General features: G+C 51.9%; 28 protein-coding genes. 7 read left to right on the top strand and 21 right to left on the bottom strand.

Translation table 11 applies throughout. The annotated features are described in order from the left end of the window. Positions 1-82: 82 nt before the first annotated feature. The 7 genes from NWF35_RS01335 to NWF35_RS01305 form a co-directional block, all read right to left on the bottom strand. Positions 83-982: a DUF2232 domain-containing protein gene (locus tag NWF35_RS01335; protein WP_301237294.1), complete on the bottom strand. Its 900-nt coding sequence runs from the start codon at positions 980-982 to the stop codon at positions 83-85. Between the two features lie 7 nt (positions 983-989). Beyond that, a complete protein-coding gene (locus NWF35_RS01330) occupies positions 990-1,370 on the bottom strand; it encodes a MazG-like family protein (protein WP_301237293.1) in 381 nt (126 codons plus the stop codon). A gap of 52 nt (positions 1,371-1,422) precedes the next feature. Next, a complete protein-coding gene (rpsR, locus tag NWF35_RS01325) occupies positions 1,423-1,650 on the bottom strand; it encodes a 30S ribosomal protein S18 (protein ID WP_205492314.1) in 228 nt (75 codons plus the stop codon). 36 nt (positions 1,651-1,686) lie between these two features. Further along, positions 1,687-2,139, bottom strand: a complete 453-nt coding sequence (ssb, locus tag NWF35_RS01320) for a single-stranded DNA-binding protein (RefSeq protein ID WP_205492315.1) — start codon at positions 2,137-2,139, stop codon at positions 1,687-1,689. Between the two features lie 48 nt (positions 2,140-2,187). After that, positions 2,188-2,478: a 30S ribosomal protein S6 gene (gene rpsF, locus NWF35_RS01315; protein WP_205492316.1), complete on the bottom strand. Its 291-nt coding sequence runs from the start codon at positions 2,476-2,478 to the stop codon at positions 2,188-2,190. 131 nt (positions 2,479-2,609) lie between these two features. Next, on the bottom strand, positions 2,610-3,713 hold the full coding sequence (ychF, locus tag NWF35_RS01310) for a redox-regulated ATPase YchF (RefSeq protein WP_301237292.1): 1,104 nt from the start codon (positions 3,711-3,713) through the stop codon (positions 2,610-2,612). An 80-nt stretch (positions 3,714-3,793) separates the two neighbouring features. After that, positions 3,794-4,006 carry a DUF951 domain-containing protein gene (locus NWF35_RS01305; RefSeq protein WP_301237338.1) on the bottom strand — a complete coding sequence of 71 codons (213 nt, stop codon included), beginning with the start codon at positions 4,004-4,006 and terminating at the stop codon, positions 3,794-3,796. 559 nt (positions 4,007-4,565) lie between these two features. Here NWF35_RS01305 and NWF35_RS01300 point away from each other — a divergent pair. From NWF35_RS01300 to NWF35_RS01290, 3 genes are all read left to right on the top strand, one after another. After that, positions 4,566-4,727: a hypothetical protein gene (locus NWF35_RS01300; RefSeq protein WP_301237291.1), complete on the top strand. Its 162-nt coding sequence runs from the start codon at positions 4,566-4,568 to the stop codon at positions 4,725-4,727. A 274-nt stretch (positions 4,728-5,001) separates the two neighbouring features. After that, positions 5,002-5,967, top strand: coding sequence for a hypothetical protein (locus NWF35_RS01295; RefSeq protein WP_301237290.1), 966 nt, complete (start codon positions 5,002-5,004; stop codon positions 5,965-5,967). Between the two features lie 15 nt (positions 5,968-5,982). After that, positions 5,983-6,138 carry a hypothetical protein gene (locus NWF35_RS01290; protein WP_212773616.1) on the top strand — a complete coding sequence of 52 codons (156 nt, stop codon included), beginning with the start codon at positions 5,983-5,985 and terminating at the stop codon, positions 6,136-6,138. A 152-nt stretch (positions 6,139-6,290) separates the two neighbouring features. Here the strand turns inward: NWF35_RS01290 and NWF35_RS01285 are convergent, their stop codons facing one another. After that, positions 6,291-7,340 carry a YkvI family membrane protein gene (locus NWF35_RS01285; RefSeq protein ID WP_301237289.1) on the bottom strand — a complete coding sequence of 350 codons (1,050 nt, stop codon included), beginning with the start codon at positions 7,338-7,340 and terminating at the stop codon, positions 6,291-6,293. A 102-nt stretch (positions 7,341-7,442) separates the two neighbouring features. Here NWF35_RS01285 and yyaC point away from each other — a divergent pair, with 102 nt between their 5' ends. Further along, complete coding sequence (gene yyaC, locus NWF35_RS01280; RefSeq protein ID WP_212773618.1) at positions 7,443-8,030, top strand: spore protease YyaC; 588 nt, start codon at positions 7,443-7,445, stop codon at positions 8,028-8,030. Positions 8,031-8,145: 115 nt separating this feature from the next. Here the strand turns inward: yyaC and NWF35_RS01275 are convergent, their stop codons facing one another. From NWF35_RS01275 to noc, 5 genes are all read right to left on the bottom strand, one after another. Next, on the bottom strand, positions 8,146-8,685 hold the full coding sequence (locus NWF35_RS01275) for a DUF4446 family protein (RefSeq protein WP_301237288.1): 540 nt from the start codon (positions 8,683-8,685) through the stop codon (positions 8,146-8,148). Between the two features lie 59 nt (positions 8,686-8,744). Further along, complete coding sequence (locus NWF35_RS01270) at positions 8,745-9,887, bottom strand: aminotransferase class V-fold PLP-dependent enzyme (protein ID WP_301237287.1); 1,143 nt, start codon at positions 9,885-9,887, stop codon at positions 8,745-8,747. A gap of 232 nt (positions 9,888-10,119) precedes the next feature. Then, positions 10,120-10,977 (bottom strand): ParB/RepB/Spo0J family partition protein, encoded by an 858-nt coding sequence (locus NWF35_RS01265; protein WP_301237286.1) that lies wholly within the window; start codon positions 10,975-10,977, stop codon positions 10,120-10,122. Further along, a complete protein-coding gene (locus NWF35_RS01260) occupies positions 10,967-11,731 on the bottom strand; it encodes a ParA family protein (protein WP_301237285.1) in 765 nt (254 codons plus the stop codon). The genes NWF35_RS01265 and NWF35_RS01260 overlap by 11 nt, the downstream gene beginning before the upstream one ends. Positions 11,732-11,824: 93 nt before the next feature. Then, positions 11,825-12,652: a nucleoid occlusion protein gene (gene noc / locus NWF35_RS01255; RefSeq protein ID WP_301237284.1), complete on the bottom strand. Its 828-nt coding sequence runs from the start codon at positions 12,650-12,652 to the stop codon at positions 11,825-11,827. A 333-nt stretch (positions 12,653-12,985) separates the two neighbouring features. On the opposite strand from noc, the gene NWF35_RS01250 reads away from it, so the two are divergent. The 3 genes from NWF35_RS01250 to NWF35_RS01240 all read left to right on the top strand — a co-directional run bounded on the left by NWF35_RS01250 (position 12,986) and on the right by NWF35_RS01240 (position 17,425). Then, the gene (locus NWF35_RS01250) at positions 12,986-14,161 is read left to right on the top strand and encodes a ParM/StbA family protein (RefSeq protein ID WP_301237283.1); all 1,176 of its coding nucleotides are present in this window, start codon (positions 12,986-12,988) and stop codon (positions 14,159-14,161) included. A gap of 218 nt (positions 14,162-14,379) precedes the next feature. Continuing rightward, positions 14,380-15,726: an FAD-dependent oxidoreductase gene (locus tag NWF35_RS01245; protein ID WP_301237282.1), complete on the top strand. Its 1,347-nt coding sequence runs from the start codon at positions 14,380-14,382 to the stop codon at positions 15,724-15,726. A gap of 325 nt (positions 15,727-16,051) precedes the next feature. Then, positions 16,052-17,425, top strand: coding sequence for a UDP-N-acetylmuramoyl-tripeptide--D-alanyl-D-alanine ligase (locus NWF35_RS01240; RefSeq protein WP_301237281.1), 1,374 nt, complete (start codon positions 16,052-16,054; stop codon positions 17,423-17,425). Between the two features lie 72 nt (positions 17,426-17,497). Here the strand turns inward: NWF35_RS01240 and rsmG are convergent, their stop codons facing one another. The 8 genes from rsmG to rpmH form a co-directional block, all read right to left on the bottom strand. Further along, on the bottom strand, positions 17,498-18,217 hold the full coding sequence (gene rsmG, locus NWF35_RS01235) for a 16S rRNA (guanine(527)-N(7))-methyltransferase RsmG (protein WP_301237280.1): 720 nt from the start codon (positions 18,215-18,217) through the stop codon (positions 17,498-17,500). A 318-nt stretch (positions 18,218-18,535) separates the two neighbouring features. Continuing rightward, positions 18,536-20,425: a tRNA uridine-5-carboxymethylaminomethyl(34) synthesis enzyme MnmG gene (mnmG, locus tag NWF35_RS01230; RefSeq protein WP_301237279.1), complete on the bottom strand. Its 1,890-nt coding sequence runs from the start codon at positions 20,423-20,425 to the stop codon at positions 18,536-18,538. A 14-nt stretch (positions 20,426-20,439) separates the two neighbouring features. Next, complete coding sequence (mnmE, locus tag NWF35_RS01225; protein WP_301237278.1) at positions 20,440-21,816, bottom strand: tRNA uridine-5-carboxymethylaminomethyl(34) synthesis GTPase MnmE; 1,377 nt, start codon at positions 21,814-21,816, stop codon at positions 20,440-20,442. Positions 21,817-22,024: 208 nt separating this feature from the next. After that, entirely contained in the window at positions 22,025-22,651 is a 627-nt protein-coding gene (gene jag, locus NWF35_RS01220) for an RNA-binding cell elongation regulator Jag/EloR (RefSeq protein ID WP_301237277.1), read from the bottom strand. Continuing rightward, positions 22,648-23,397: a YidC/Oxa1 family membrane protein insertase gene (locus NWF35_RS01215; RefSeq protein ID WP_435873797.1), complete on the bottom strand. Its 750-nt coding sequence runs from the start codon at positions 23,395-23,397 to the stop codon at positions 22,648-22,650. Before NWF35_RS01215 ends, jag begins: the two co-directional genes overlap by 4 nt. A 49-nt stretch (positions 23,398-23,446) precedes the next feature. Further along, entirely contained in the window at positions 23,447-23,656 is a 210-nt protein-coding gene (yidD, locus tag NWF35_RS01210; protein ID WP_301237276.1) for a membrane protein insertion efficiency factor YidD, read from the bottom strand. Continuing rightward, on the bottom strand, positions 23,653-24,030 hold the full coding sequence (gene rnpA / locus NWF35_RS01205; RefSeq protein ID WP_301237275.1) for a ribonuclease P protein component: 378 nt from the start codon (positions 24,028-24,030) through the stop codon (positions 23,653-23,655). Before rnpA ends, yidD begins: the two co-directional genes overlap by 4 nt. Before the next feature lie 115 nt (positions 24,031-24,145). Next, positions 24,146-24,280, bottom strand: a complete 135-nt coding sequence (gene rpmH, locus NWF35_RS01200) for a 50S ribosomal protein L34 (protein ID WP_205492374.1) — start codon at positions 24,278-24,280, stop codon at positions 24,146-24,148. Positions 24,281-24,469: the final 189 nt, after the last annotated feature.

Raw genomic sequence — 24,469 nt, 5'->3', positions numbered from 1 at the left:
CGACCTGGTCAGCGCAGGAAGTGGGAAAGCACGCTTCACTTTGAGAAAATTGCCCACGATTCGCTCCTCGCGCTTTTCTGGTTCAGTCGCCGTTAGCCTTCATTTTTCCACGTAAATCAAATCCCATATCCATCATGCCGATCAGGTGAACCCCCATCAACAGGAGCGGGAACGGAAATGAAAGGACAGCAATAGCAACCACCCACCCCCGATTCCATCCGCGACGACGAAAGATAAATGCCAAGAAGCTGAAGCCCTGGATCAGGAGGAGCAGTGTAAAGACGGGCAATGCCGGAGCCAAGTCACCAACGCCATCCTTGTTCAACAGGGTGAGCAGGATCAGCCCCAGATAGACTACAAAGAAAGACCGGGGAAACCGCCACCGATCAAAAGACGGAAGAAATTTACCAGGCAATCCCCACTTGATTATCCACCTTCTACCGATGAGGAAACTGACTGACACAACACCGAACGACACAGTACCCAAGGTTACTGGCAGGAAGAGCGAAAGTGGCAGTTTCGGCATCACGTAGTTGATATCGTATCCCTGCATCATTCGCTCGGTTTCCATCAGTTGTTTTTGCCACTCGGACTGGAACGTTTCTATGATATGGAATGATTGTTCCGCGATTACCAATGTCAACAGCAGGAGCAATACAGACACGATCCAGCCACCCAGCACGACGTCCACAGCACGCATGCGGGGCCGTCGGTACAGCTCACCCATCACGATCCCCGTAGCCATACCGAACAGCGCCAGCGAAAGCACAACCGGATGAAAGAACAGTAAAAGGAGCAATCCCAACACGGACGCAAATCCAACTGCGAAATTCCACGAGCGTTTGGCGGTGTGAATGAAAAATGGAAGGGGAAAAAGCCAGATGGTGAAAAGGGAGAACGGGGTAAAGAGCGAGGCGAACAGCGGGATGAATGCCGCGCACAACCAAAACCCGTCCCGTACCCGATCAGTTGGTCCCGTCAAAACCGCGTCACCTCTTGTTGATGTAGTCGTCCAGTGCGGAGAGATCCCCGTACCATTCTTCCAATTGATGTCCTTCACGAATGTGCTCGCGCAATTTATGTCTGACGACCTGATCAATTTCCCTGTATGAGTAGCCCAAACGGCGCGCCATGACATACGTCGCCATAACCAAACTGGCCAGACTGTCAAGAATCATGTGCTGATTGGCATGATGCAACCCTTTGAACAGATTGGCCTGTTGATCCAGCATCTCCGTCTTCAACCAATCGACCACTTTCACACTTTTGGCAATCTGTACATGTTGCTCCGGCCGGCTCATGGCAAACACTCCTTTGGGAACTTTGAGGAGTGATTTCAACATTTCACGCGCCTTTTCCTGCTTTTCCATCCTTCTCCACCGTCTGATGCAAAAAAACAGGGGCTGTTGCGCCCCTGTCGCATTAGTCGGTCGTGTACGGCAACAACGCCATTTGGCGGGCCCGTTTGATCGCACGGGTCAATTGCCGTTGGTATTTGGAAGAAGTTCCGGTTACCCGACGCGGCAGGATTTTCCCGCGCTCGCTGATGAACTTCTTCAGCAGGTCCACGTCTTTATAATCGATGTAATCGATTTTGTTCACCGTAAAGTAGCACACTTTGCGGCGTTTGTGTCCACGACGGCGAGCCATGTTCCATCCTCCTTTCGTTCAATGAGCGATTCCGTATCAGAAGGGCAGATCGTCGTCAGAGATGTCGATCGGCTTTCCATCATCCGCAAACGGGTCGTCGAAATCGTTGTTGCTCTTCGGCGAGAAGCGCTGGGAATCCCCCTCCATGCCGGGATTCCGGGATGCACCTCCCGCCGGTTCGAGGAAGCGGACATCTTCAGCCACCACTTCCGTCACCCAAACCCTGCGTCCTTCATTGTTTTCGTAACTGCGGACCTGCAAACGACCGTCCACCCCGACCAGGCGGCCTTTTTTCAGGTAGTTGGCGCAGTTCTCCGCCAACTGGCGCCATGTAACAATCGGGATGAAGTCAGTCTCCCGTTCCCCTTGCTGATTGGTGAACCGACGGTCCACAGCGATGGTGAAGGAAGCCACAGCGACACCGCTCGGCGTGTAACGGAGTTCGGGATCCCGGGTCAACCGACCGATCAGAACCACCCGATTCAGCATGTAACAACTCTCCTTTTTTCGCCGATTCCTCTCTCAAACGACCTACCCTTATTTTTCTTCCAGGTTGATGATCATATGGCGGATCACGTTGTCATTGATCTTGATGGTGCGATCCAGTTCATTGACGACTTCCGGGGTGGCGTTGAACGTCACCACGGTGTACACGCCGTCACGGAACTTCTTGATCTCATAGGCAAGACGACGTTTGCCCATTTCGTTCACTTCGATGATTTCACCGCCGTTGTTGGTGATCACCGAATGCACCTTTTCCCGCGTTGCGCGAAGGTTCTCATCGTCCAGATCCGGACGCACGATGTACATCAGCTCGTATTTCCGCATCCTTTACACCTCCTTTTGGACTTTAACGGTCCCTGCCCGTCGGCAGGAACAAGGAGTGGATATACACAAAACCACAATTCTACATTCTAACAGAATTCATAGACGGTGGCAAGAAGTCCTGTTCAAACGCTTTATACATTAAACCGGAAGTGCATTATATCACCATCACGCACGACGTATTCCTTGCCTTCCAGTCGCAACAACCCTTTTTCCCGAGCCGCCGCGAGTGAACCTGCCGCCATGAGGTCCTCATAGCCGATCACCTCGGCGCGGATGAAGCCCCGTTCAAAATCGCTATGGATGACACCGGCAGCCTGCGGTGCTTTGGTTCCCCGGCGAATCGTCCAGGCCCGCACCTCTTTTTCCCCTGCGGTGAAATAGGTGATCAGCCCCAACAATTGATACGCGGCCGCCACCAACCGATCCAGTCCAGATTGCTCCAAACCCAAATCCGCAAGGAATTGCCGCCGTTCCTCCCCTTCCAACTCGGCAATCTCCGCTTCCAGCTGGGCACTGATCGGGACCACCTCGGCCCCTTCTTCGTCTGCGATCCGCTTCACTTCCTGCACATACGGATTGGACCACGGATCAGCCGCATCGTCTTCCCCCACATTGGCGGCATACAGCACTTTTTTCGCCGTCAACAAATTGAGCGTTCCCTTGATCGCCTCACGCTCCTCATCGGACAGCTCCACCCGTCGGGCCGGCATTCCCTCCGTCAGGGCCTCCTTCAGCTTGATCAGTGCCGCATGCTGCAACGTCGCCATCTTGTCTCCGCTTTTTTTCTGCCGGCTGACACGCTCCAAGCGGCGCTCCACCGACTCCAGATCGGCGAGGATCAATTCCAGATTAATCGTTTCGATATCGCTGGCCGGATCCACTTTACCCGCCACATGAGTGATGTTTTCATCCTCAAAACAGCGGACAACGTGAATGATCGCGTCCACTTCACGAATGTGGGACAAAAACTGGTTTCCCAATCCTTCACCCTTGCTGGCGCCCTTTACCAAACCAGCGATGTCTGTAAACTGAAAGTGTGTCGGTACCACCCTCTGGGGCTTTACCATCTCGGCCAGACGGTCCAGCCGTTCGTCCGGCACATCCACTACACCCACATTGGGATCGATTGTACAAAACGGGTAGTTGGCCGATTCAGCCCCCGCCCGTGTGATGGCATTAAACAGCGTCGATTTTCCCACATTGGGCAATCCTACAATGCCCGTCGTCAATGGCATACTGTCATCTCCCCCCGACCGGGATCAAATCGCTCCCAACTTTTGTTCACACGAAAATCCGCCTTTTTCAGGCGGAACGTTCATTCCTTACTCTCTTGTTCGGCTGCTTGTATCAGCACTTTTTTCATTTTCTTTTCAAACTGCGACCGGGGCAAGAGCACGCTGTGGCCGCAACCGGTACACTTGATCCGAATATCCATCCCCATGCGAATCACTTTCCACGCATTGGTTCCGCACGGATGGGGTTTTTTCATCTCTACGATGTCCCCCAAAGCGAACACTTTCCGTTGCAACACCATCCATCACGCTCCTGCTCATTGCCTGTCGGCTCGGTCATCTGCTCGTATTCCAGTATAACCGATCTGATCAATCCTGCAACAAAACAGAATCCCCCAAACCCGGTTCGCCGAAAGAATGAGAATGTGTTTGGTGCATACTGTCCAATTGCGGAAGGGTTATGTCCGCTCCGACCCGAAGCGCAGTACGCGGGCAAAGTACGCTGCGCTTAGAGGAAGTTGCCCTCGATTTCTTCCCTGCGCGTTCCGGGTATTCGCTCGGCCGGCTTGGTCAGGCGCTCATCTGGGAAAGCATATACTCCACGGATCTACCAGACACGCTAGCGGCTGAATATGTAAAATGATACTCAAAATATCAAGCCACTCCTGTCCAATAGCATGTGGGCCTCCCCGGCCCTGGTTTGGCGGGTAAGCAGATTTCACTTTCAGAATATGGCGATCACATGTGTTCGTTGGAAAAACAAGTCTGTAGAATACGAAAAAACCGGTCAACGACCGGATTTCTGCGTGGATTCTACAATTTAGAAATGATAGAATATTGAAAGGAGACAGGGAAATGCGTTGGCCTCACTCTCTGGCCGGTATCAAGGGGGTGAGGCGCATAACCTGGCAAGAAATAGTTGATCTGATGACCGGTTTGGCGGCAGTACTTGCCGTACTGGTCCAAGTCATTCGTCTTTTCCTTGACTGGGAACAGTCTAGGAAAAAACGGCGCTAAAGCCCTTCCTGTGGTTACGTAATAAAAGGCTCCTAATGACCGCACATCGTTGGGAGCCCGCCGGCCCAGGAGAGTGGGGCCGCTTGCCAGCACGCTTTCCTTGTCTCCATTATATTCCCCATTTCAATCATGATCAATCGATGGACGACCTTGATTTTTGCGGAAAATGATCAACTGGGGACCATCCGGATTTTGAGAATGGGATCCGGCTCATGATCCCCCGATCCGGCAGACTTCGGCAAGCCGTCGGAAAGGTAAAAAGGAGAAGTGCCGCATGAAACGGAAAAGACTTAAAGTGCCGGCGGAGATTACCTTCATCGCCGTTTTTGCGTTCCTGATCAACTTGTGGACGGAAAATGATTCCCAGACACTGTACGACCGATATTTTGCCTTCATCTTCAAATGGAAACTGCCGATCATCATCGTGGCACTGCTGTTTTCGTCTTTTTATATCTATTTTCGTGAGCAAATCCGCGAATACAAGGAAGATTTGGCGGACAACGCCCGCATGTTGCTGCAGGCCTATGACGAGCTGAAGGATTTCAAATGGCGGGCGCGTCTGTTACATGCCATGAAACGGTTTACCCGAAACGAACCGTACGTGCTCGCCGTCCAGTTGTACGAATACACCATCAAGCGGGAAAGGCGGAAAGTCGTCTTCAAAATCAACCACTTGGACGGGTATGTATGGGAAAACATCGACCTCAACGCGATGGTGCAGGCATACTATGAGGTGGACGCGCGATTGTTCCAGCAATTTGAGCAGGCAGTACGAGCATTCGAAGAGGACCGTTTTGATCCGCTGTTGGATTTTATCCAGCAGTATCAACCGGAGATTGAAGAGAAGGATGACATCGACGACCGTACGGCCCTCCAGTATGCATTCGTCCAGCTCGCTCTCGATCTCCTGGAGACCAAAATCAACTTTGATCTGTTGATCGACCCCGAAACCAGAAGGAAAATCAACACCCGAAAGCGAACCGGTATCTTACGGGGCATCATGATGAAAGACCGGTTTTACACGTTTTTGCACGATGGGAATAGCGACAAGCAGGGACGAGTATATTTAACCAAAACCATCCGCATCAAAGGCGGGAGTTACGTTTTCTTGCTCACACTGAGCCCGGACATCCTGGAAGAGGAAAACCACGCCGAGCACTTCGAAAAGCTGTCACAAGCATTTGCCCAGGAGATGCACCAAGCGGAACAAATCACGTATAATAATGGTGAGAGCAACTAAAAGGGGGACAAGCGCATGGAGCGCGGCGAGCTGGACAAACAGCGGGAGCAGATGATTGTCGAGCGGCTCAAACGGATGGGGATCAAGGTGGAACCAAAGGGCAACAAAAAAAGAACCCCCGATTTTTCCGCAATCATCGGCCACCCTCAGCCGCAATGGGTAATCAAGTGAGTATGGGTTCGATGGACCGGCTGAATCGATTGTTTCTATTCACATATGCTAGGACTGATACATATTGCCCGAACCTGACGGAACGGGACCGTATTCCTGTGCCCCATGGCAGATGGAACCGGTCTTTTTTTGTTTCCGGCACCCCGTCTGCATTAAATCAACCGTTGCCGGATTGGATGCAACAGCAATATCATTAAAATAAACAGATTCAATACACCGTACAAAGGATACAAAATCTGGATCAAGGCGGCAAAACCCAAGCGGCTGAGCGGAATCATCACGATTAAGACCATCGCTCCGATCATCCAGCGAGGTAACGGAAGCTTATCGGACAAGCGAGAAATCAAACCGTGCACGTTGCTGACGGCGGTGGTGAAAATGGCCAGCCACAACACCAAAGAAACCACTCCCATCCACCAGGGAGAATAGTGGCGCATCAAGGCAAACAGGGGAATATCATACTGAGGCATCAAATGCGCCACTCGAAGCAAGGCCATATTGTACAGATACGCCACTGCCCCCAGACAAACCGAACTAATGACAGCGGCGAGCCAAATTTCCGATGAGCGGCGAATTTCCGACCCCAACGTGGACAATACCGCCACCAACGAAATGATGTTGAACGCCGCATAGGTAATCGCCGACGACCATAGCGGGGTTTGGTGAGTCATGGTGGACAGATGCCAGGCCGAAACCGGCTCCTTGGCATCGGTTTGCAGAAAGTGGCTGCACACCAACAGCAGGATCAGGGTTAAAACCGGCATCAGTAGCGCATTGACCGTCATCACCCCTCGCAGATTAAACAACAGCACCAAAAAAACGGTTGCACACAGCACCAATCCACCCAGTATGTAAGATCCGTTCCACTGCTCAAACGTCGCACCACTTCCCGCCACCATCACCAATGTCCCGGTCAACAAAAACAGCAGAATCACCCCGTCAAAAAAACGGGCGAGCCGGCCATCCATCAATTGCATTAACATTTCTGAGTAATGCTGGGTCCGGTGGTACCAACAGATTTGAAGCATCGTAACGGTGGCCAAAAAAAACAATGCCATGGACAATACAATTCCCCACCTGCTGTTATCACCGTAAACGCCGAAAAATTCCCATATTTCCCGACCGGACGCAAAACCCGCGCCAATCGTTGTACCCACAATGGTCATGCTGATTTTAACTGAGCGCCAAACAGATGCCCACATACCAACCGCCTCCCAGGCTCGTCGCGGGTTGTCCGTATATGTATATTTCAACCTGTTAATCCGTATACTGGTAAGGACCAAAAATATCGGAGGTCGACTGCCATGCGCGAGCTGGTTCCCAGACCCGGATCACCTTACTCCTATCCGTATCGCGTACAGTACACACAGCCTTATGCCGCACAGGAATGCGCGGAGCGGTTGCATCAAGTCCTTCGCACAAGCGGATCATTCACCCATTTGGCTTGCGTTTGTATCGGAACCGACCGCTCCACTGGGGATGCGCTCGGTCCGCTGGTAGGAACGTTATTGGAGAAGCACGCACCACCTTCCCTGCATATTTTCGGTACATTGGACGAGCCCGTTCATGCCGTCAATCTGCGTTCCACGCTGTACCGTATCCATCAGGAGCTGCATCATCCATTCATCATCGCGGTGGACGCCTGTTTGGGACAATTGAAAAGCGTTGGATGGATTCAATTGGGTTTGGGGCCGTTAAAGCCCGGTGCAGGGGTGAACAAAAATCTTCCTGAGGTAGGCCAAGTACATGTTACGGGAATTGTCAATGTGGCCGGATTTATGGAATATTTCGTATTACAAAACACCCGATTGGGCGTCGTCATGAAAATGGCGGAAGTCATCGCCGATGCAGTACAGTTGGCCGTTCGTCAATACCACACCTTGCCGCGTTGAAGTACATCAGTGCTACCCTGGAAAATCTTCAGAACGAGATGAATGGGTGTTTTTGAAAAAAAAACCATCTGTACCGATCAGGCGATTGAGGTACAGATGGTTTTCCCTTTGATCCTCATTTTCCATCGTTGACTTTTTTTCCTGTTAACACAGCGGTGTCTTCATCTTGATTCCCATTGAGCGCGCGATGGATTGCTTGTCGCTCTTCGGAAGAAAGTGGATAAGAAGACTCGCCTTCAACAATCGGCTTCGCGTAAATATAGGACGGATTATGACGGTTGAATAAACTGCTGATCACCACACCGTTTCCCTGTTCATCCAGCATGGCCAACGAAAAGCTCATGTCGGTCGCACTCTCTCCTATGGCATTATAACGTACCAATCCCATACGACCCTTGAGGGAAGAGAGTGTCTGATCAATACGTTTGAGATAGTACAACAACTGTTCCGCATCCATCTCACCCGATTCCAACAGGTCGGAAATGGAATCGGACTTCTGGAAATAACGGGACAACTTACGCCATCTGCGCTTTTGTAGTGACAAACGAATCCACCCGATTAACAATAAAAGGAACAATACCACTTGTCCAATCAATACACCCATGATCCATGTGGCAGGATCCTGATGTATCCACCCGATCCAACGTTCCAGCATGGTGAAATCCTCCTGTCATTCCCTTTCCATTTCTTAAGAAAAATCGGCGTTGTTGCCATTTACACCAACACCTCTCGGATCTCCCGAAGCGCTGCCAGCAGGTCATCGATATCCTTCTCCTGGTTGAAGTACCCTGGGCTGACGCGAACCGTTCCGGTTTGATCCGTTCCCAAACTAAGGTGAGCCAATGCCGCACAATGAAATCCCGCACGTACGGCGATTTCGAAATGTTGATCCAAGATCTCGGCTACCATCAAACTGTCCACCCCTTCCAAATTGAAGGAGGTAACAGGTAATAAAGAATCATCCGGTCCGTACACTTGGATCCCGTCCATTTCCTGTAAGCCCGACCGCAATCGATCATTCAAGGCCATCTCCTTGCGGTGTATGGCATCCAAGCCGGTTTGGGTGACAAAACGCACCCCGGCCTCCAATCCAGCGATCCCGGGTGTGTTGGGTGTTCCGCTCTCAAACCCGTCCGGGCGGGCCGAAGGGTGTTCCAACGATTCGGAACGACTGCCTGTGCCTCCCTGAATCCAAGGTTCTATTTTGACATCGGGATGCACATACAATCCTCCCGTTCCCTGTGGGCCAAACAATCCTTTATGGCCGGGAAACGCCAAAAGATGAATGTTCATCGTTTCCACATCGATGGGCAGCACACCCGCTGTTTGTGCCGCATCCACCAAAAGAAGCACGTCGTGTTTGGCGGCAATGGCGCCAATCTCTTCGATGGGCAGGACGGCACCGGTCACATTGGAACCATGTGTCATCGCGATTAAACGGGTATCCGGCGTCAATGCTTCTTCCACCGCACGCGGCTCCACCGTTCCCTGCGGAGAGGGTGGCACGACTGTGACACGAATCCCACGTTCCTTTTTCAGCGCCTCCAATGGACGTGCCATCGCGTTATGCTCCCAGGGGGAGATCACCACATGATCCCCCGGTTGAAGCAAACCTTTTAGCGCTTGATTGATCGCTTGCGTTGCATTTGCGTAAAAAAACAGGTTCTGCGGGTCCCGAATCCCAAACAAATCAGCTAAAGCTCGGCGGGCTTTGGCCAACACTTCTCCCGCCTGTACCGACAGCCGGTGCCCCCCTCTGCCGGGATTGGCACCCAGCATATCTATGCAATCTTTTACCGCCTGCGAAACCCCTTCAGGTTTCGGCCATGTGGTGGCGGCGTTATCCAGATAAATCATTTTCCACCACTCCCAGTACCGATGACCCCTCTTTCATTATACAATGTCTGGTCAAAAGTCGGTCCCCGCTGTGCTTGATATCCTCCAATATCCTCCATCTATAAAGCCGGAAATCCCTGTCCCACTCATGCCGCCTGGGTGATCTTTTCTTATGTAATGGCCAATGCTGAAAGCATAAGGTTACCCACAGGAAAACAATCCCCCCTTCTCTATACGGACCATCCCCCTGACTTCAATTTTCCCATGATTCGCCTTGAAGGAATTCAATCAGTCGCTCCAGCTCCCGTTCGGAATAATATTCAATCTCGATTTTGCCTTTCCGTTTTCCCTGCCGGATCCGAACGGGCGTATTCAACGTTTCCCGTAACAGTTCTTCATAACGAGTGTATGGGGAATGGAACTCTGGTCTCTCTTTTTTCTTTTTCGGCTTTACCTGTTGAACGTGTTGCACCCATTCTTCCAGTTGTCGTACGCTGGCCCCTTCCTTTTTTACCTTTTCGGCCAACTTTTTCTGCAGATCCCGGTCTTTCAACCCCAATAAAGCGCGAGCGTGGCCCATGGATAATGTTCCACGTGAAACATCTTCTTGAATCTCAGGTGGCAATTGCAGCAGCCGCAGGAAGTTGGTCACATGCGGACGACTTTTCCCTACCCTCGCTGCCAGCTCTTCCTGTGTCAGTGAAAAATGTGTCATCAATTTCTGGTATGCCATTGCCACTTCCAAGGGATTCAAATCCTCACGCTGTAAATTCTCGATCAGCGCGATTTCCATCATCCGATCATCTGAAAACTCGCGAACCACCACGGGGACTTTGCTTAATCCCGCTTCTTTCGCTGCACGAAAACGCCGTTCTCCCGCTACGATTTCATATCCTCGAATGCTCTTCCGCACAACAATCGGTTGAACGATGCCGTGTTCCTTGATTGAGGAAACCAATTCTTGCAAAGCTTCGGGGTCAAAATGTTTGCGCGGTTGATAAGGATTGGGACGCAACTCCTCCAACGGTACTTCATTGATCGCATCGGATTCCTGGACATCAATGTCCGGTAATAGCGCTCCCAACCCCTTTCCCAAACGTTTACCGCTCACGTCCGATCACTTCCTTTGCCAACTGAATATAACACTCCGCCCCTTTGGAGCGCGGATCATATGTAATGATCGGTTTCCCGTGACTGGGTGCTTCACTTACCCGTACATTTCGCGGGATGACCACATCATATACTTTGTGCTGAAAATATTTCTTCACTTCTTCCATCACTTGGACGGACAAATTGGTTCGACCGTCAAACATCGTCAGCAACACCCCTTCGATCTCCAAATGCTTGTTCAGGTGTTTCTGAACGATGCGGATCGTGTTGAGCAGTTGCCCCAACCCTTCCAATGCGTAATATTCGCATTGGATCGGGATCAATACCGAATCAGCTGCCGTCAGGGAATTGACCGTCAAAACCCCGAGAGACGGCGGACAGTCGATCAACAGATAATCATAATGTTCCCGCACTTGCTGCAATGCCCGTTTCAAGCGCAATTCCCGCGAGATCACCTGTACCAACTCGATTTCCGCACCCGCCAACTGAATCGTGGCCGGCAGCACGTGTAGTCCTTTGATCATGGTGGAGCGGATCACATCAGCTGGTGGAACGTCATTGATCAACACGTCATAGATACAATGCTTGACATCAGCTTTATTGATCCCCAACCCGCTCGTTGTATTTCCTTGCGGGTCAATATCGATGATCAACACTCGTTTCCCTGCCATTGCCAGCCCCGCACCCAGGTTGATCGATGTCGTCGTTTTTCCGACTCCCCCTTTTTGGTTGGCAATCGCGATGATTCTTCCCATGTTTTCACCTCTTTTTTTTGCCCGGTTCTTCTCATCACACGGATACCTTCCTCTTTTATGTAACACCCTTTCTTTCCCGTAATCAAGTGTACATTACTTCCGGTCTCCCTTGGGAATCCGAATGACCAACTCGTAGTAGTCCTCGGTATCGTTCTCATCTGCCAGGACGGTCATCCCGGTTTGTTTGACCATATCCAACGATTGACGAATGGTGTTCAGTGCGATCCGAACATCCCGTGACACGGCCCGCTTGCGGGGTTTTTTGGGGGGATTCACCTTTTCCAATAACTTTTTCACACGCTCTTCCGTTTGCTTGACGTTCCATTCTTTTTCGATGATCTCCTTCAACAAACGAACCTGCATCCCTTCATCCCGCAATGCCAACAGCGCACGAGCATGCCGTTCGGTTATCTTTCTCTTAAGCAGCGCTTCTTTCACTTGTTCCGGCAACTGCAACAGGCGCAATTTATTGGCGATTGTGGACTGCCCTTTTCCCAAACGCTGTGCCAGGCTTTCCTGTGTAAGGCCATGCAGCTCGATCAACTTTTGATAGGCCATCGCCTCCTCGATCACCGTCAACCCTTCTCGTTGCAGGTTTTCGATGAGGGATGCCGATGCCGCTTGTGCATCGCTCATTTCCCTGACGATGGCGGGGATCGTCCGCATACCCAGCTTTTTCACCGCCCGCCACCGGCGTTCCCCGGCGATCAGCTCAAAACCTTTCTTGATCCGCCGGACCACCACGGGCTGAATCACACCGTGGGTTTGAATGGTTTGGCACAACTCATCGATCCGTTCGTCATCAAAAATCGCACGTGGCTGATACGGACTGGGGTGAATCGTATCAACGGGAATTTGTTTGACTTCTTCCTGTTCCTCTTTGTCTACCAAACCGAACAAGCGAGAGAAAGGATCTCTCATTTCGTTGAACACCACCTAGCTTCAACTCATAAACTTGCCGAAGGGCTACAATCTTTGTATTCGAGATCCAACGCCGTCCCCCTGCTTGACAAATCCTGATTGATATTGATGAGACCCCTTTCACGGAGCGCGTATTGACCTTACAAACCTTAGAAAAGCATACTTGCCGCACTGGGAATGTAATGGGTTCGTGCCAAATGTTTCACGTGGAACATTCCGAAAATACACGCGATCTCATTCATTGATTTGTCCCCAAACTCAGTTGACCCTTGTCTATTCGGATTGATAGAATCGATTATAGGAATTTTTCTTTCTATTATGGGAGGAGACCTTATGAGCACACCGGTATATATCGGAAATGACCAGGGTTATTACGGTACCAAAGTAGTGAGCAGACAAGGAGACAAGTTCTACAAACTCTTTATTCGCAACATGGTGGTCCCCAACCGGGTCGGAGAAATTACATACAACAACGATCCACACAACATCATTTATCGCGAAAAAGACGGAGACCGGGAATGGTTCTGTGGTAAATTGGCCATCGAACAGTCTGGCGATGACGAATTGTTCGACTCACACGAACGGCGTTTGTTCAGTCCGACCTGGTTCCGTGAAAAAGAATACCTGATTATGTTCCGTGTCAGCACTGGATTGATGTTGCAAGGGAGCACGGAGCCAATTATCTCGGTAGCTCTGCCCACCGACAGCTACATCGACTACAAAGAGGAATTGAAACGCCGGTTGATTGGCAAACACAGTTTTGAAATTAAGCAAGGAAACCTCCCCTTCCGTCGGATCGAATTTGAAGTGAAACGGGAAAACCTCTATGTGATCAGCCAGCCGATGGCGACGTTGTTCCACATCGCATTGGACCGTGACGGTCAACTGTTGAACGAGGATCTTTTTATCCAAAAAGTGAGCATCAACGACCTCGGATTCGGTACTTCCGACATTGAAACCCTGCATGGCGAAACGATTATCAAGCGGCAAAGCTTCACTTCTCGTCATGCGATGTTGAACGTATATCACCTGTTGTCTAAACGCCTTCTTGAGTTTACCCGTGACGTCGACCCGGACGGCAACGGTAAAGAGTACCCGATCTGGAGCCTGAACCGGGTGATCCGTTCCGGAGAAATCAGCTTCAAAGGAAAAGTGTACGACGTCTCCGAAATCGTACAAAAATGTATTTCCGAAGTGGGGAACGCACTGGTGGACGAAGTATGGCACCGTCTGGACTACGGCGACGACATTACCTACATCATCCTAACCGGTGGTGCCTCCATCCCCTTCAAACCGTTTTACCGCGAACGTTTTGGAGACAAATTGATTTTTGCCCAAGACTACGGAATCGAAGCGCAGTTTGCCAACGCTTTCGGTCTCTGCAAGTTCTCGCAATCCAAATCGCGTACCGTTCCGACCGAAAACATTCAAGAAGCCGCCGCCACCATTCAGGAAGAATTTACGGTGCCGGCCTCCGTTCAAGAACAGATGTCCCATGACAACGATTAATCTCTCCAAACCCATTTCGCCACCCCCAGGGATACCTGGGGGATTGGCTATTTTCTTCTAGGTTTCAACCGCAAGTATTCAACCGCTGTATTTGTCGAAAAAAACCGTCGAACTGATGTTGGATCGGCGAGAATGACCTGATGGATTGGGTTGGATTGGATCGGATCGTGCAAAGGTGATGCTTGTTCGGTAAGCGAATCAACGAAGGAGGAGGCAACATGCAACCAACAGGCGGTGAATATCATGTGATCGTGATTGGAGCCGGTCAAGCGGGACAAAAAGCGGCACACGCCGTCGCTGAAAAGGGATATTCAGTCCTGTATATGCCGGCAAACCCGGGAACGATGTTTTCAATGATGTACCAATCCCCCCACATGGGACAACCCACTCAGATCATTCAGAAGCCTGAACAGCCGGAAGATTCGGTGTCTCCAATTATGCAGGTACAAACTTTTTCCGCACCGGGAGAAGGGAACGGTTGGGTCATTCAAGCTTATGTAAGCAGACCTCTCTCATCGTCAAGGAAGACGTTGCCGGATGATCATGTGGTCCAGGAACGGGAACGATTTGTACGTGAAAAAATGGTCCGTCGTCACGACCTATTTCGTATGGATGGGAAATCGGCAGAGCCAATCGATATGCTGAAAAAACCAGCGGAAAAGGTGGACCAAGCCGTCCCCGAATCTGGTTCTTCCGAACCTGTCTATCGGGAACGCGAGGTACACTTGCGCAAAAAGATGATGGGGTACCGGAACATTGGAAACGACAAACCAGCCGATCTGGAACCGACTCCAGACACACAACTCCATATACCGGAGATGCCGGTACCAGCAAAAGAGTCCGATGCGGCACCGAAGGAGTCCCTTTACAGGGTAGAGGAAATTTGGGCAGGATACCCTTCGTTGTCCACCTCCAAGGAGGAACAGGAACCTGAAACATCACAACAGAAGAAATCAAAACAACATTTGATTCGCCTAGACCCGTCACGTGCGGGACGAAGAGTCCATACCTTCGATACCCAAGCATCCAGTTGGCGTTCATCTTCTACGGGGTCGGAATCCTTGGTCTGGCAGGATAACGAAACACAACCGGAATCCCGAACGGCAAGGCCTCAATCAAAATCGTATGATCAGATTTCCTATTTGGAAGCGGGGAAACAGAAAAAACGAAAACCCGCCGCAGCGAAAAAAACGTCCCTTCCGACCAAAGAAGCCAAGCCGCAGGTGCATTCCCCGTCTCCTGCCGGATCGCGGGTGGCGACACCGCCCAAACGTTCGGAAATTCCCATCAAGCCCAAGCCGAAAATGGTCAATCCGCCCATCCAGTCAAAGGAACGCACATCATTTTTACAACAGGATGCCGCACGGCAAGTATTGGAACAAAGCGCTCCCAAAAACGCGCTCAAACGCGATTCGATCGATTTCGAAGACGCTTACGGATACAGCTCGTGGGACGATCTGTTCACGCCGTTTTCCAATAGCTCCAAACGGCAGGAATTCCAACAGATCGAGAAGCGAAAATTGGCATTGCGCGGGTTGCACAACTTGATCAACAACTTGGGGTGATGACTATATCCCAGCTGGTACAAAAGGAGCACTTTGTCACCGTTTTGCGATATCGTCCACACGCCGCATTTGTCGATGCGGTGTTTTTTTTATTTAACCAGAACTCGAACCGGATGGTTCATCTCCTCCTTACGCTCCTCCGACAATGCCGATATTGATGGAAACAAAGTAGTAGCAGTCGGGGAGATAACAAAAACCAAATGAAGACGCGGTTTCGTCATCGTACAGAAGCCGGTTTTCTTTGCCATAAACAAGTGTCCCCTGTTCGTCCCTGTGTTGGTACATATACTGCTAGAGACTATCAAAGATGGAAGGTGAATTCCCTTTGTTTCCCCTCACTTTCAAACAACTGGCCAGTGTAGTAGGTGGACAAATCGTCCGGGGTCCCCAACATCAACTCATCCGCGGTGTGGTATACCGGCGTGCGGAGCATCTCCAATCGGGAATGATCTGTTTCTTAGAACCAAAACGTTTTGGTTCAGCCTCTTTTTTGAAACATAAGAAAAGTTCAGGTGTAGTGGCACCATTGGGGGGCGAACGATGGATTCCCCGCCATCATCCGCTGATCACCGTTCCCAATGTCACAGAGGCATTATGGAGACTGGTCCGATGGCAACGAGAGCAATCTCGTGCCACAGTAGTCGCAATTACAGGAAGTTCGGGAAAGACGACAACCAAAGAAATGCTCGCTTCCATCGCCAAGCAAAAATATCCCACTCTGAAGACGTTGTATAATCGAAATTTGCTGCGTTCTCTTCCTTCCCATCTGTTTCGGCTAAACGGTCTTCACCGCGTCGTTGTGCTGGAAGTAAGCCCCCCACACCTCCGTGTCCATTGCCAATACGCCCAGCCCCTCATCGGGATTATCACTAATATCGGGGAAGCCCATATCGGTAATTTTGGATCACTGAACAACTTGGTTCGGTCCAAACAACAACTGATCCTGGGAATCCAACCCGGGGGAACGCTGATCATCAATGCGGATGATCCCGGTTCCAAACAACTCAATTTGAATCTGTTCCATGGGAACATCATCCGGATTGGAATCGATCAACCGGCCAATCTTCGAGCCACTCACATCCGATTCACAACCAAAGGCATGCAGTTTCGGGTAGACGGGATTCCCTATTTTATTCCCACATGGGGCAAACATCACGTCTACAATGCATTGGCAGCCATCGCCGCCGCACGAAAACTGGGCATCCCTACCACACTCATTCAACGGGGGTTGAGCAGATACGCTGTTCCTCCCGGAAGACTGCAACCGCTACCCGGGATCCATGGCAGCACATTGATCCATGATGCGTACAATGCCAACCCTACCGCCATGATTGCCGGGCTAAAGGTACTGAAACACATAGCCGGATCACGACCGTCCATCGCCGTCTTGGGCAATATGCTTGAATTGGGGCCATACACCGCAAGCGGTCACCAAAAAGTGGGGCATACGGTGGCGAAACTGGGGATTTCCCGATTGATCACCGTAGGTTCCCATGCCCGTGCCATCGCACAGGCCGCCGTGATGAAAGGCCTGCCCCCGAAACGAATTCGTTCATTTCCCAATCTCCAAGCGGCAGCGTCCTCTCTACCCAAGATGATTGTTCCCGGTTCCGTCGTCTATTTCAAAGCCTCCCGGAATATACACTTGGATCGACTCGTTTTTCAACTGCAAAAAAAGAAAAGCGGCTCGCATCGCTGATGCAGGCCGCTTGATTTATTGGTTAATGCGACATTTCCCGGGAAATGTTGATGTATGTCGTCTCGGCGGTAATTACACAATCGGCTGTTTGGCAGGCGTTCCCGGTTTGCGGGGATAAGCCTTCGGTGTGTTCGCCCGTTTGGAGATCACCAATAAATGACGGGTTCCTTTTTCTTTGGGCAACGTGAATGGATAATCCGCTATTTCTCCACCGCCTAATCGCTGCAATGCCGTTTTCGCCTCCTGCTGTTCCTCGGTCACGTCAGGCCCTTTCATGGCGACGAAGGAACCGCCCATACGAACAAACGGGAGACAGTATTCGGCCAACACATTGAGTTTTGCCACCGCACGCGCAGTGGCCAAATCGAAGGCTTCCCGATACCCTGTCCGACGTCCCCATTCCTCCGCCCGTCCATGGATTGTCTCCACTTTGTTCAATCGCAATTCCCGCACCAACTCCGCCAGGAAGGAGACCCGTTTGTTCAGGGAATCCAGTAACACCACCCGCAAATGAGGAAAGGCGATTTTAAGCGGAATACCAGGGAATCCAGCGCCTGTTCCCACATCGATCAACGTATTGATTTGATTGATGGGAACAACTGCAGCCAACAGCAGGGAGTCATAAAAATGCTTGATGTAGACGTCTTCCCTTTCTGTGATCGCCGTCAGGTTCATCACCCGGTTTTTTTCCACCAACCGTTCATAATACAGTGCGAACTGATCCAACTGTTTTTCCGTCAATGTGATTCCCAGCGGTGCTGCTTGTTCACGTAACCACTGACTGATGTCCATTGCAACCTCCCATAAGAAAAACCGCAGCCAAACTCTTGTATGTCCTGTGGGCTTCGATTTCCCGTCTCCGCCCGGTGGGCAGCTGCCTAGGGCGAGACTGATCCATATCGTCCGCATCGCTTTCCCGGCCCGCTCCACCTGCACCCTGCAGGGAAGCCGATCAAGACCGCTTGAACCGGGGGCAAGGCCAAACGCTGCCGTCTGATCGAATTACCAGACCAGGCCTAGCAGCGCTCAACGGGAAAGTGTCGCTCGCAAGTGGCTAGACCACTTTGTAAATCAATCTCCGATCCGTGTTTCCAGACCGTTGATCTCCTTTCATTCCGCTTTGGCGTGCGCTTTGCCGACCTGTTCGATATGCACCATCAGGATGGAGATGTCGGCGGGGTTGACACCGGAGATCCGGGAGGCCTGCCCCAACGACAGCGGACGTACCTTTTTCAGCTTTTCCCGTGCCTCGGAGGAGATGCCTTGAATCCGGTCATAGTCCACCCAATCCGGGATCCGCTTGTTCTCCATCTTTTTCATTTTCTCCACTTGTTGCAGCGACTTTTTGATGTAGCCCTCGTATTTCAGTTGGATCTCCACTTGTTCCGCCACTTCCGGTGCGATCGGTTCCGGTGCGGGGGAGATTTGTGCGATGTGGGCGTACGTCAGTTCCGGCCGCTTGATCAGGCTGGCCAGGTCGATCGCATTGCTCAGCTCGCTGGAACCGACTTCCCGGAGGATCGCCTGTACTTCCGGCGTGGGTTTCACCTTGGTTTCACGCAGACGTTTCATTTCCCGCTCGATCGCTTCCTTTTTGGCGACAAAACGGCGATAGCGTTCCTCCGGAATCAGGCCGATCCGATACCCGATCTCCGTCAGCCGGAGATCGGCGTTGTCGTGACGCAACAGCAACCGGTACTCGGCTCGGGAAGTCAGCAGACGGTATGGTTCGTCCGTTCCTTTGGTGACCAGGTCATCGATCAGCACACCGATATAGGCCTGGGAACGATCAAGGATAACCGGTTCCTTGCTCTGCACTTTTCGAGCTGCGTTGATCCCGGCCATAATTCCCTGCCCCGCGGCTTCTTCATAACCGGATGTACCATTGATCTGTCCGGCAGTGAACAGGTTTTCCACCAACTTGGTCTCCAGGCTGGGCCACAGTTGTGTCGGCACAATCGCATCATATTCGATCGCATAGCCGGTCCGCATCATTTCGACGTTTTCCAGACCGGTGATCGTCCGCAAAATAGCCAGCTGAACGTCTTCCGGCAAACTGGTGGACAATCCCTGCACGTACATCTCCAGCGTGTTGCGCCCCTCGGGTTCCAGGAAGATCTGGTGCCGATTTTTGTCTGCAAAGCGGACGATTTTGTCTTCGATCGACGGGCAGTACCGCGGCCCCCGCCCTTCGATCTTGCCGGAATACATCGGAGCCCGGTGTAAATTGTTCCGGATGTATTCATGCGTCTTTTCGTTGGTATACGTCAACCAGCATGAGAGCTGGTCGGTAATGTACTCGGTTGTTTCATAGGAAAAGGCCCGTGGCACATCATCCCCAGGCTGTTCCTCCATCACACTCGTGTCGATCGTGTTTTTGTTCACCCGCGGGGGAGTACCCGTTTTGAACCGGACCATCTCAAAGCCGAGATCCTGCAGTTGATACGCCAGATTGATGGACGGTTGCTGGTTGTTGGGGCCGCTTTCGTAAGCCAAATCCCCGATGATGATTTTGCCCCGCAGGTACGTCCCCGTCGTCAGCACCACCGCTTTGGCGCGGTATTCCGCTCCGGTCCGGGTGATGACGCCGTGGCATACGCCATTTTCCACGATCAATTTTTCCACCATGTTCTGGTGGAGGTCGAGGTTGGGCTGCCGTTCAATCGTCCGTTTCATCTCCTGTTGATACAACACCTTGTCCGCTTGCGCCCGCAGGGCGTACACGGCCGGACCTTTACCTGTATTGAGCATCCGCATCTGAATGTGGGTTTTGTCGATGTTTCGCGCCATTTCCCCACCCAAGGCGTCGATTTCACGTACGACGTGCCCTTTTGCCGGTCCGCCGATCGACGGGTTGCATGGCATGTAGGCGATCGTATCGAGACTCAACGTCAACAACAGAGTTTTACAACCCATGCGTGCAGCAGCCAATGCCGCTTCACATCCGGCATGTCCGGCACCGATCACGATGACATCGTATTCACCCGCTCGATAAGTCATCTTTCATCCCTCCTTTATTTCCCCAAACAGAACTGGGAAAAGATCTGGTCAATCAAGTCTTCCGCCACTGCATCACCGATGATTTCGCCCAAGGCTTGCCAGGCGTTTTTCAAATCAATCTCAACCATATCCAGCGGCATGCCCGATTCAATACCTTCAATCACTTCCCGGACACTTCGCTTGGCCCGTACTAACAAGTGAATGTGGCGAGCGTTGCTGACGATGGCCGTATCTCCCACTTCCATTTTGCCGGTAAAAAAGAGATCCGCAATCGCTTGCTCCAAATCGTCGATCCCCCGCTCTTCCTTTAATGACGTGGTGATGAGCGGTTTGTCGCCGATAAGCCGCTTTACCTCATCCAAATCGATCCGTCGGGACAAGTCGGTTTTATTCACCATCACGATGGCGGTTTGCTCACGGATGAGTTCGATCAACCGACGATCGTCCTCGGTCAAAGGCTCATTGTGATTGAGTACCAAAATGACCAGATCCGCCTGTTCCATTGCACGATGGGAACGCTCCACACCGATCCGTTCCACCACGTCCTCCGTCTCCCGGATACCGGCGGTGTCGATCAGACGCAAAGGCACTCCCCGTACGTTCACGTATTCCTCTATCACGTCCCGGGTCGTACCTGGGATGTCCGTAACGATCGCTTTATTTTCATGCGTGAGCGCGTTCAACAGAGACGATTTGCCCACATTGGGACGGCCAACGATCACCGTGGCAATCCCTTCACGCAAAATTTTGCCCTGACGGGCCGTTTGCAGCAGCCGGTCAATTTCCGCTTCCACCTCGCGACATTCCTTGAGCAGCATGTTGGCCGTCATCTCTTCCGCGTCGTATTCGGGATAGTCCACATTAACCGCCAGGTGAGCCAGGGATTCGATGATTTTTTGGCGCAGGCGACGGATCATCTTGGACAATCGTCCTTCTGCCTGGTGCATGGCGACCCGGGCCGCCCGGTCCGTTTTGGCGCGGATCAGGTCAATCACCGCCTCCGCCTGCGATAAATCGATCCGTCCGTTCAAAAATGCGCGTTTGGTGAATTCGCCCGGCTCCGCCAGCCGCGCACCGGCCGACAACAGGGCTTCCAGAGTATTTTTGACGGGGATCATCCCACCGTGACAACTCACTTCGACCACGTCTTCCCGCGTAAACGTGCGGGGTGCTCGCATCACGGTGACCAATACCTCGTCGATTCGTTCCCCTGTCTCCGGATGAACGATATGCCCGTAATGTACCGTATGAGAATTCGCTTCTTTCAGCGATTGTTTTCCACGATAGACCGAATCCACGATCGGAATCGCCTCCGGGCCGCTCACCCGGATGACGGCGATCCCACCTTCTCCTACAGGCGTGGAGATGGCCGCGATCGTATCGTTTTCCATCTCTGTTCACCTCATAACCTCATATCCGAACCATCGATTAACATTAGGATACCATACCGCAAAAGCAACTTGACACTCAACCGCGAATCGCCAAATCTCAACTGCATGGTCACAATGGGGACTTTTTCCTCAATCAAATACATAGTATCTCCCGGATTCCTCCGATAAACAAAAAACTCCCCGTACGGAGAGTTGGGTGAAACGAACGTCACGCTTTGGTGGCCAAGGCGACGACGACGCGTCGGCGGGGTTCCTCCCCTTCGCTGTAAGTGGTCAGCTTGTCATACTTTTGAATATGGGTGTGAATCACCTTGCGTTCCATCGGCGTCATCGGTTCCAACGCCACGGATTTGCCCGATTTCAGTACCTGTTTGGCAATCCGATCGGCCAGATGTTGGAGGGACTCCTCCCGCCGCTTGCGATACCCCTGTGCATCCAGTTGAAAGCGGGTATAACCCGGGTGATGACGGTTGGCCACGATATTGACCAGATACTGCAAAGCATCCAGCGTTTGGCCGTGACGTCCGATCACCATTCCCAGCTCATCGCCGCGGATGTCAATCACCACCGGGCGGGAATCGGTTCGCGCCTCCACCGTGGCGGTGACCCCCATCGTCGCGAGAACATTTTCAAGGAATTGCACGGCATCATCAACGGGCGTGGTGATGAGTTCCGCTTCCACTTTGGCGGGGCGCACGCCGAACAAACCGAAGAAACCACGGCTGGGCTCCTCCAGCACGGTCACGCGGATCTTGTCGCGCGAAGTGTTCAATTGGCGCAACGCTTCCTCGATTGCCGCCTCAACCGTCTTCGCCGTTACAATTACCTTTTTCAACGGGCCGCACCCTCCCGCTTCACTTTATATTTATCTCCGATGAAGTAATACTGCACCATGGTAAACAAGTTGCTATACACCCAGTACAATGCCAGCGCCGACGGGAAGCTGAGCGCCAACACGAAGATCATGACCGGCATGACGAACAGGAAGACGCGCGCTTGCGGATTGTTGCCCATGCCCATCAGGATCGATTGCAGATAGGTGGTCACCCCAGCCAGCACCGGCAGGACGTAGTACGGGTCCGCAGAGCCCAGATGCATCCACAGAAAATCCGAATTGCGGATATGGGTGTTATACATGATCGACTGATAAAACGCGATCAGGATCGGCAATTGGATCAATAACGGCATACATCCGGCCATCGGATTGACATTGTGCTTCTGGAACAGCTTGACAGTCTCTTCCTGCATTTTTTGCGGATTGTCCTTGTACTTCTCCCGCAGCCGGTTGATCTCCGGTTGAAGCTTCTGCATCGCCTGGGAACTCTTCATCTGTTTGATCGTCAGAGGCAGGATGAGCAGACGAATCAGCACGGTCAGAACCAGAATCGCCCAACCATAGTTCCCCAGCACCCCTTTGACTGAATCCATCAACACCGTGAGTGGATAGAGAAAAAATCGGTCCCACAAACTTTTGCTTGGATCGATATGGTGCTGCTTGGCAGTGGTACTGGGAGCACAACCGGCAACGGTCAACACCATTGCAGCGATCAGAATCATCGTAAGTATGCGACGTCCCTGCAAGGGAGATTCCTCCTTGTCAATCTGAACGGTTATCGCGGTTTTTGGTATGTCACGGTACCGGATCGTAACCACCGGGGTGAAAGGGATGGCACTTGCCGATCCGCTTCACCGTCAACCACCCGCCCTTGATGACGCCATACTTTCGGATCGCCTCGTAGCCGTATGCCGAACACGTGGGATAAAAACGGCATGTAGGCGGTTTCAGCGGGGAGAGAAACTTGCGGTAAAACCGGATCAGCCACAATGCGATCGTCCTCATCCCGATCCACCACGCTCCTTTTCGGAAACGACCGGTTTGGACAACAACTTGGCCCGGGAAAAGACGTGACGCAAACTGGATTTCACCTGATGGTAATCCATCTTTGCTGCCGGTGCACGGGCGATGATGATCAGGTCCACGCCATTCGGCAGTGAGTCGACCCACCGTCGGACCACTTCCTTGATCAGCCGCCGGATCCGGTTGCGCGTCACCGCGTTTCCCACCTTGCGACTGACCGACACGCCCACGCGCATTGGTTCGTCGTTGCCGCGATCATACACATACAAGACAAACTGCCGGTTGGCCACCGATGTCCCCGTGCGAAACACGCGCCGAAAATCATTTCGCCGTTTTAAGCGGTATCGTTTCTGCAACATAGCCCCTCCTTCCTGGAGTGAGCCGCTAGTTCCATTATGTGGCGAAGTGGCGGGAAAATAAACATCCCGTGGCCGTTTTAATAGGAAAAAAGGCCACGCTGGGACGGTGGCCTTACGCAGACAGTACTTTTCTGCCTTTGCGACGGCGGTTGCGCAACACTTTGCGGCCGTTTTTCGTGCTCATGCGCTTGCGGAAGCCGTGCACATTTTTCCGTTTACGCTTGCTCGGTTGATAGGTCCGTTTCATGACATTCCCCGATAATGGCTGACACTGCGAAACTAACCTCACAGTGCAGCAGTGGCGCTCCGATCGCCACCCAAACCGGGTTTCCTCCCTTCCTCTATATTCTTTCCACAAATGTGGATGTGAGTTTCCGACGACATTCTTTCTCATTATAGCTAGATGGGTAAAAGATTGTCAAGGAATCCAAAGGCC

This window comes from Polycladomyces subterraneus, from assembly GCF_030433435.1.
Taxonomy (GTDB): Bacteria; Bacillota; Bacilli; order Thermoactinomycetales; family JIR-001; genus Polycladomyces; species Polycladomyces subterraneus.
Note: the sequence above shows the minus strand (reverse complement) of the source record. Positions and strands in the feature narration are given on the sequence as shown.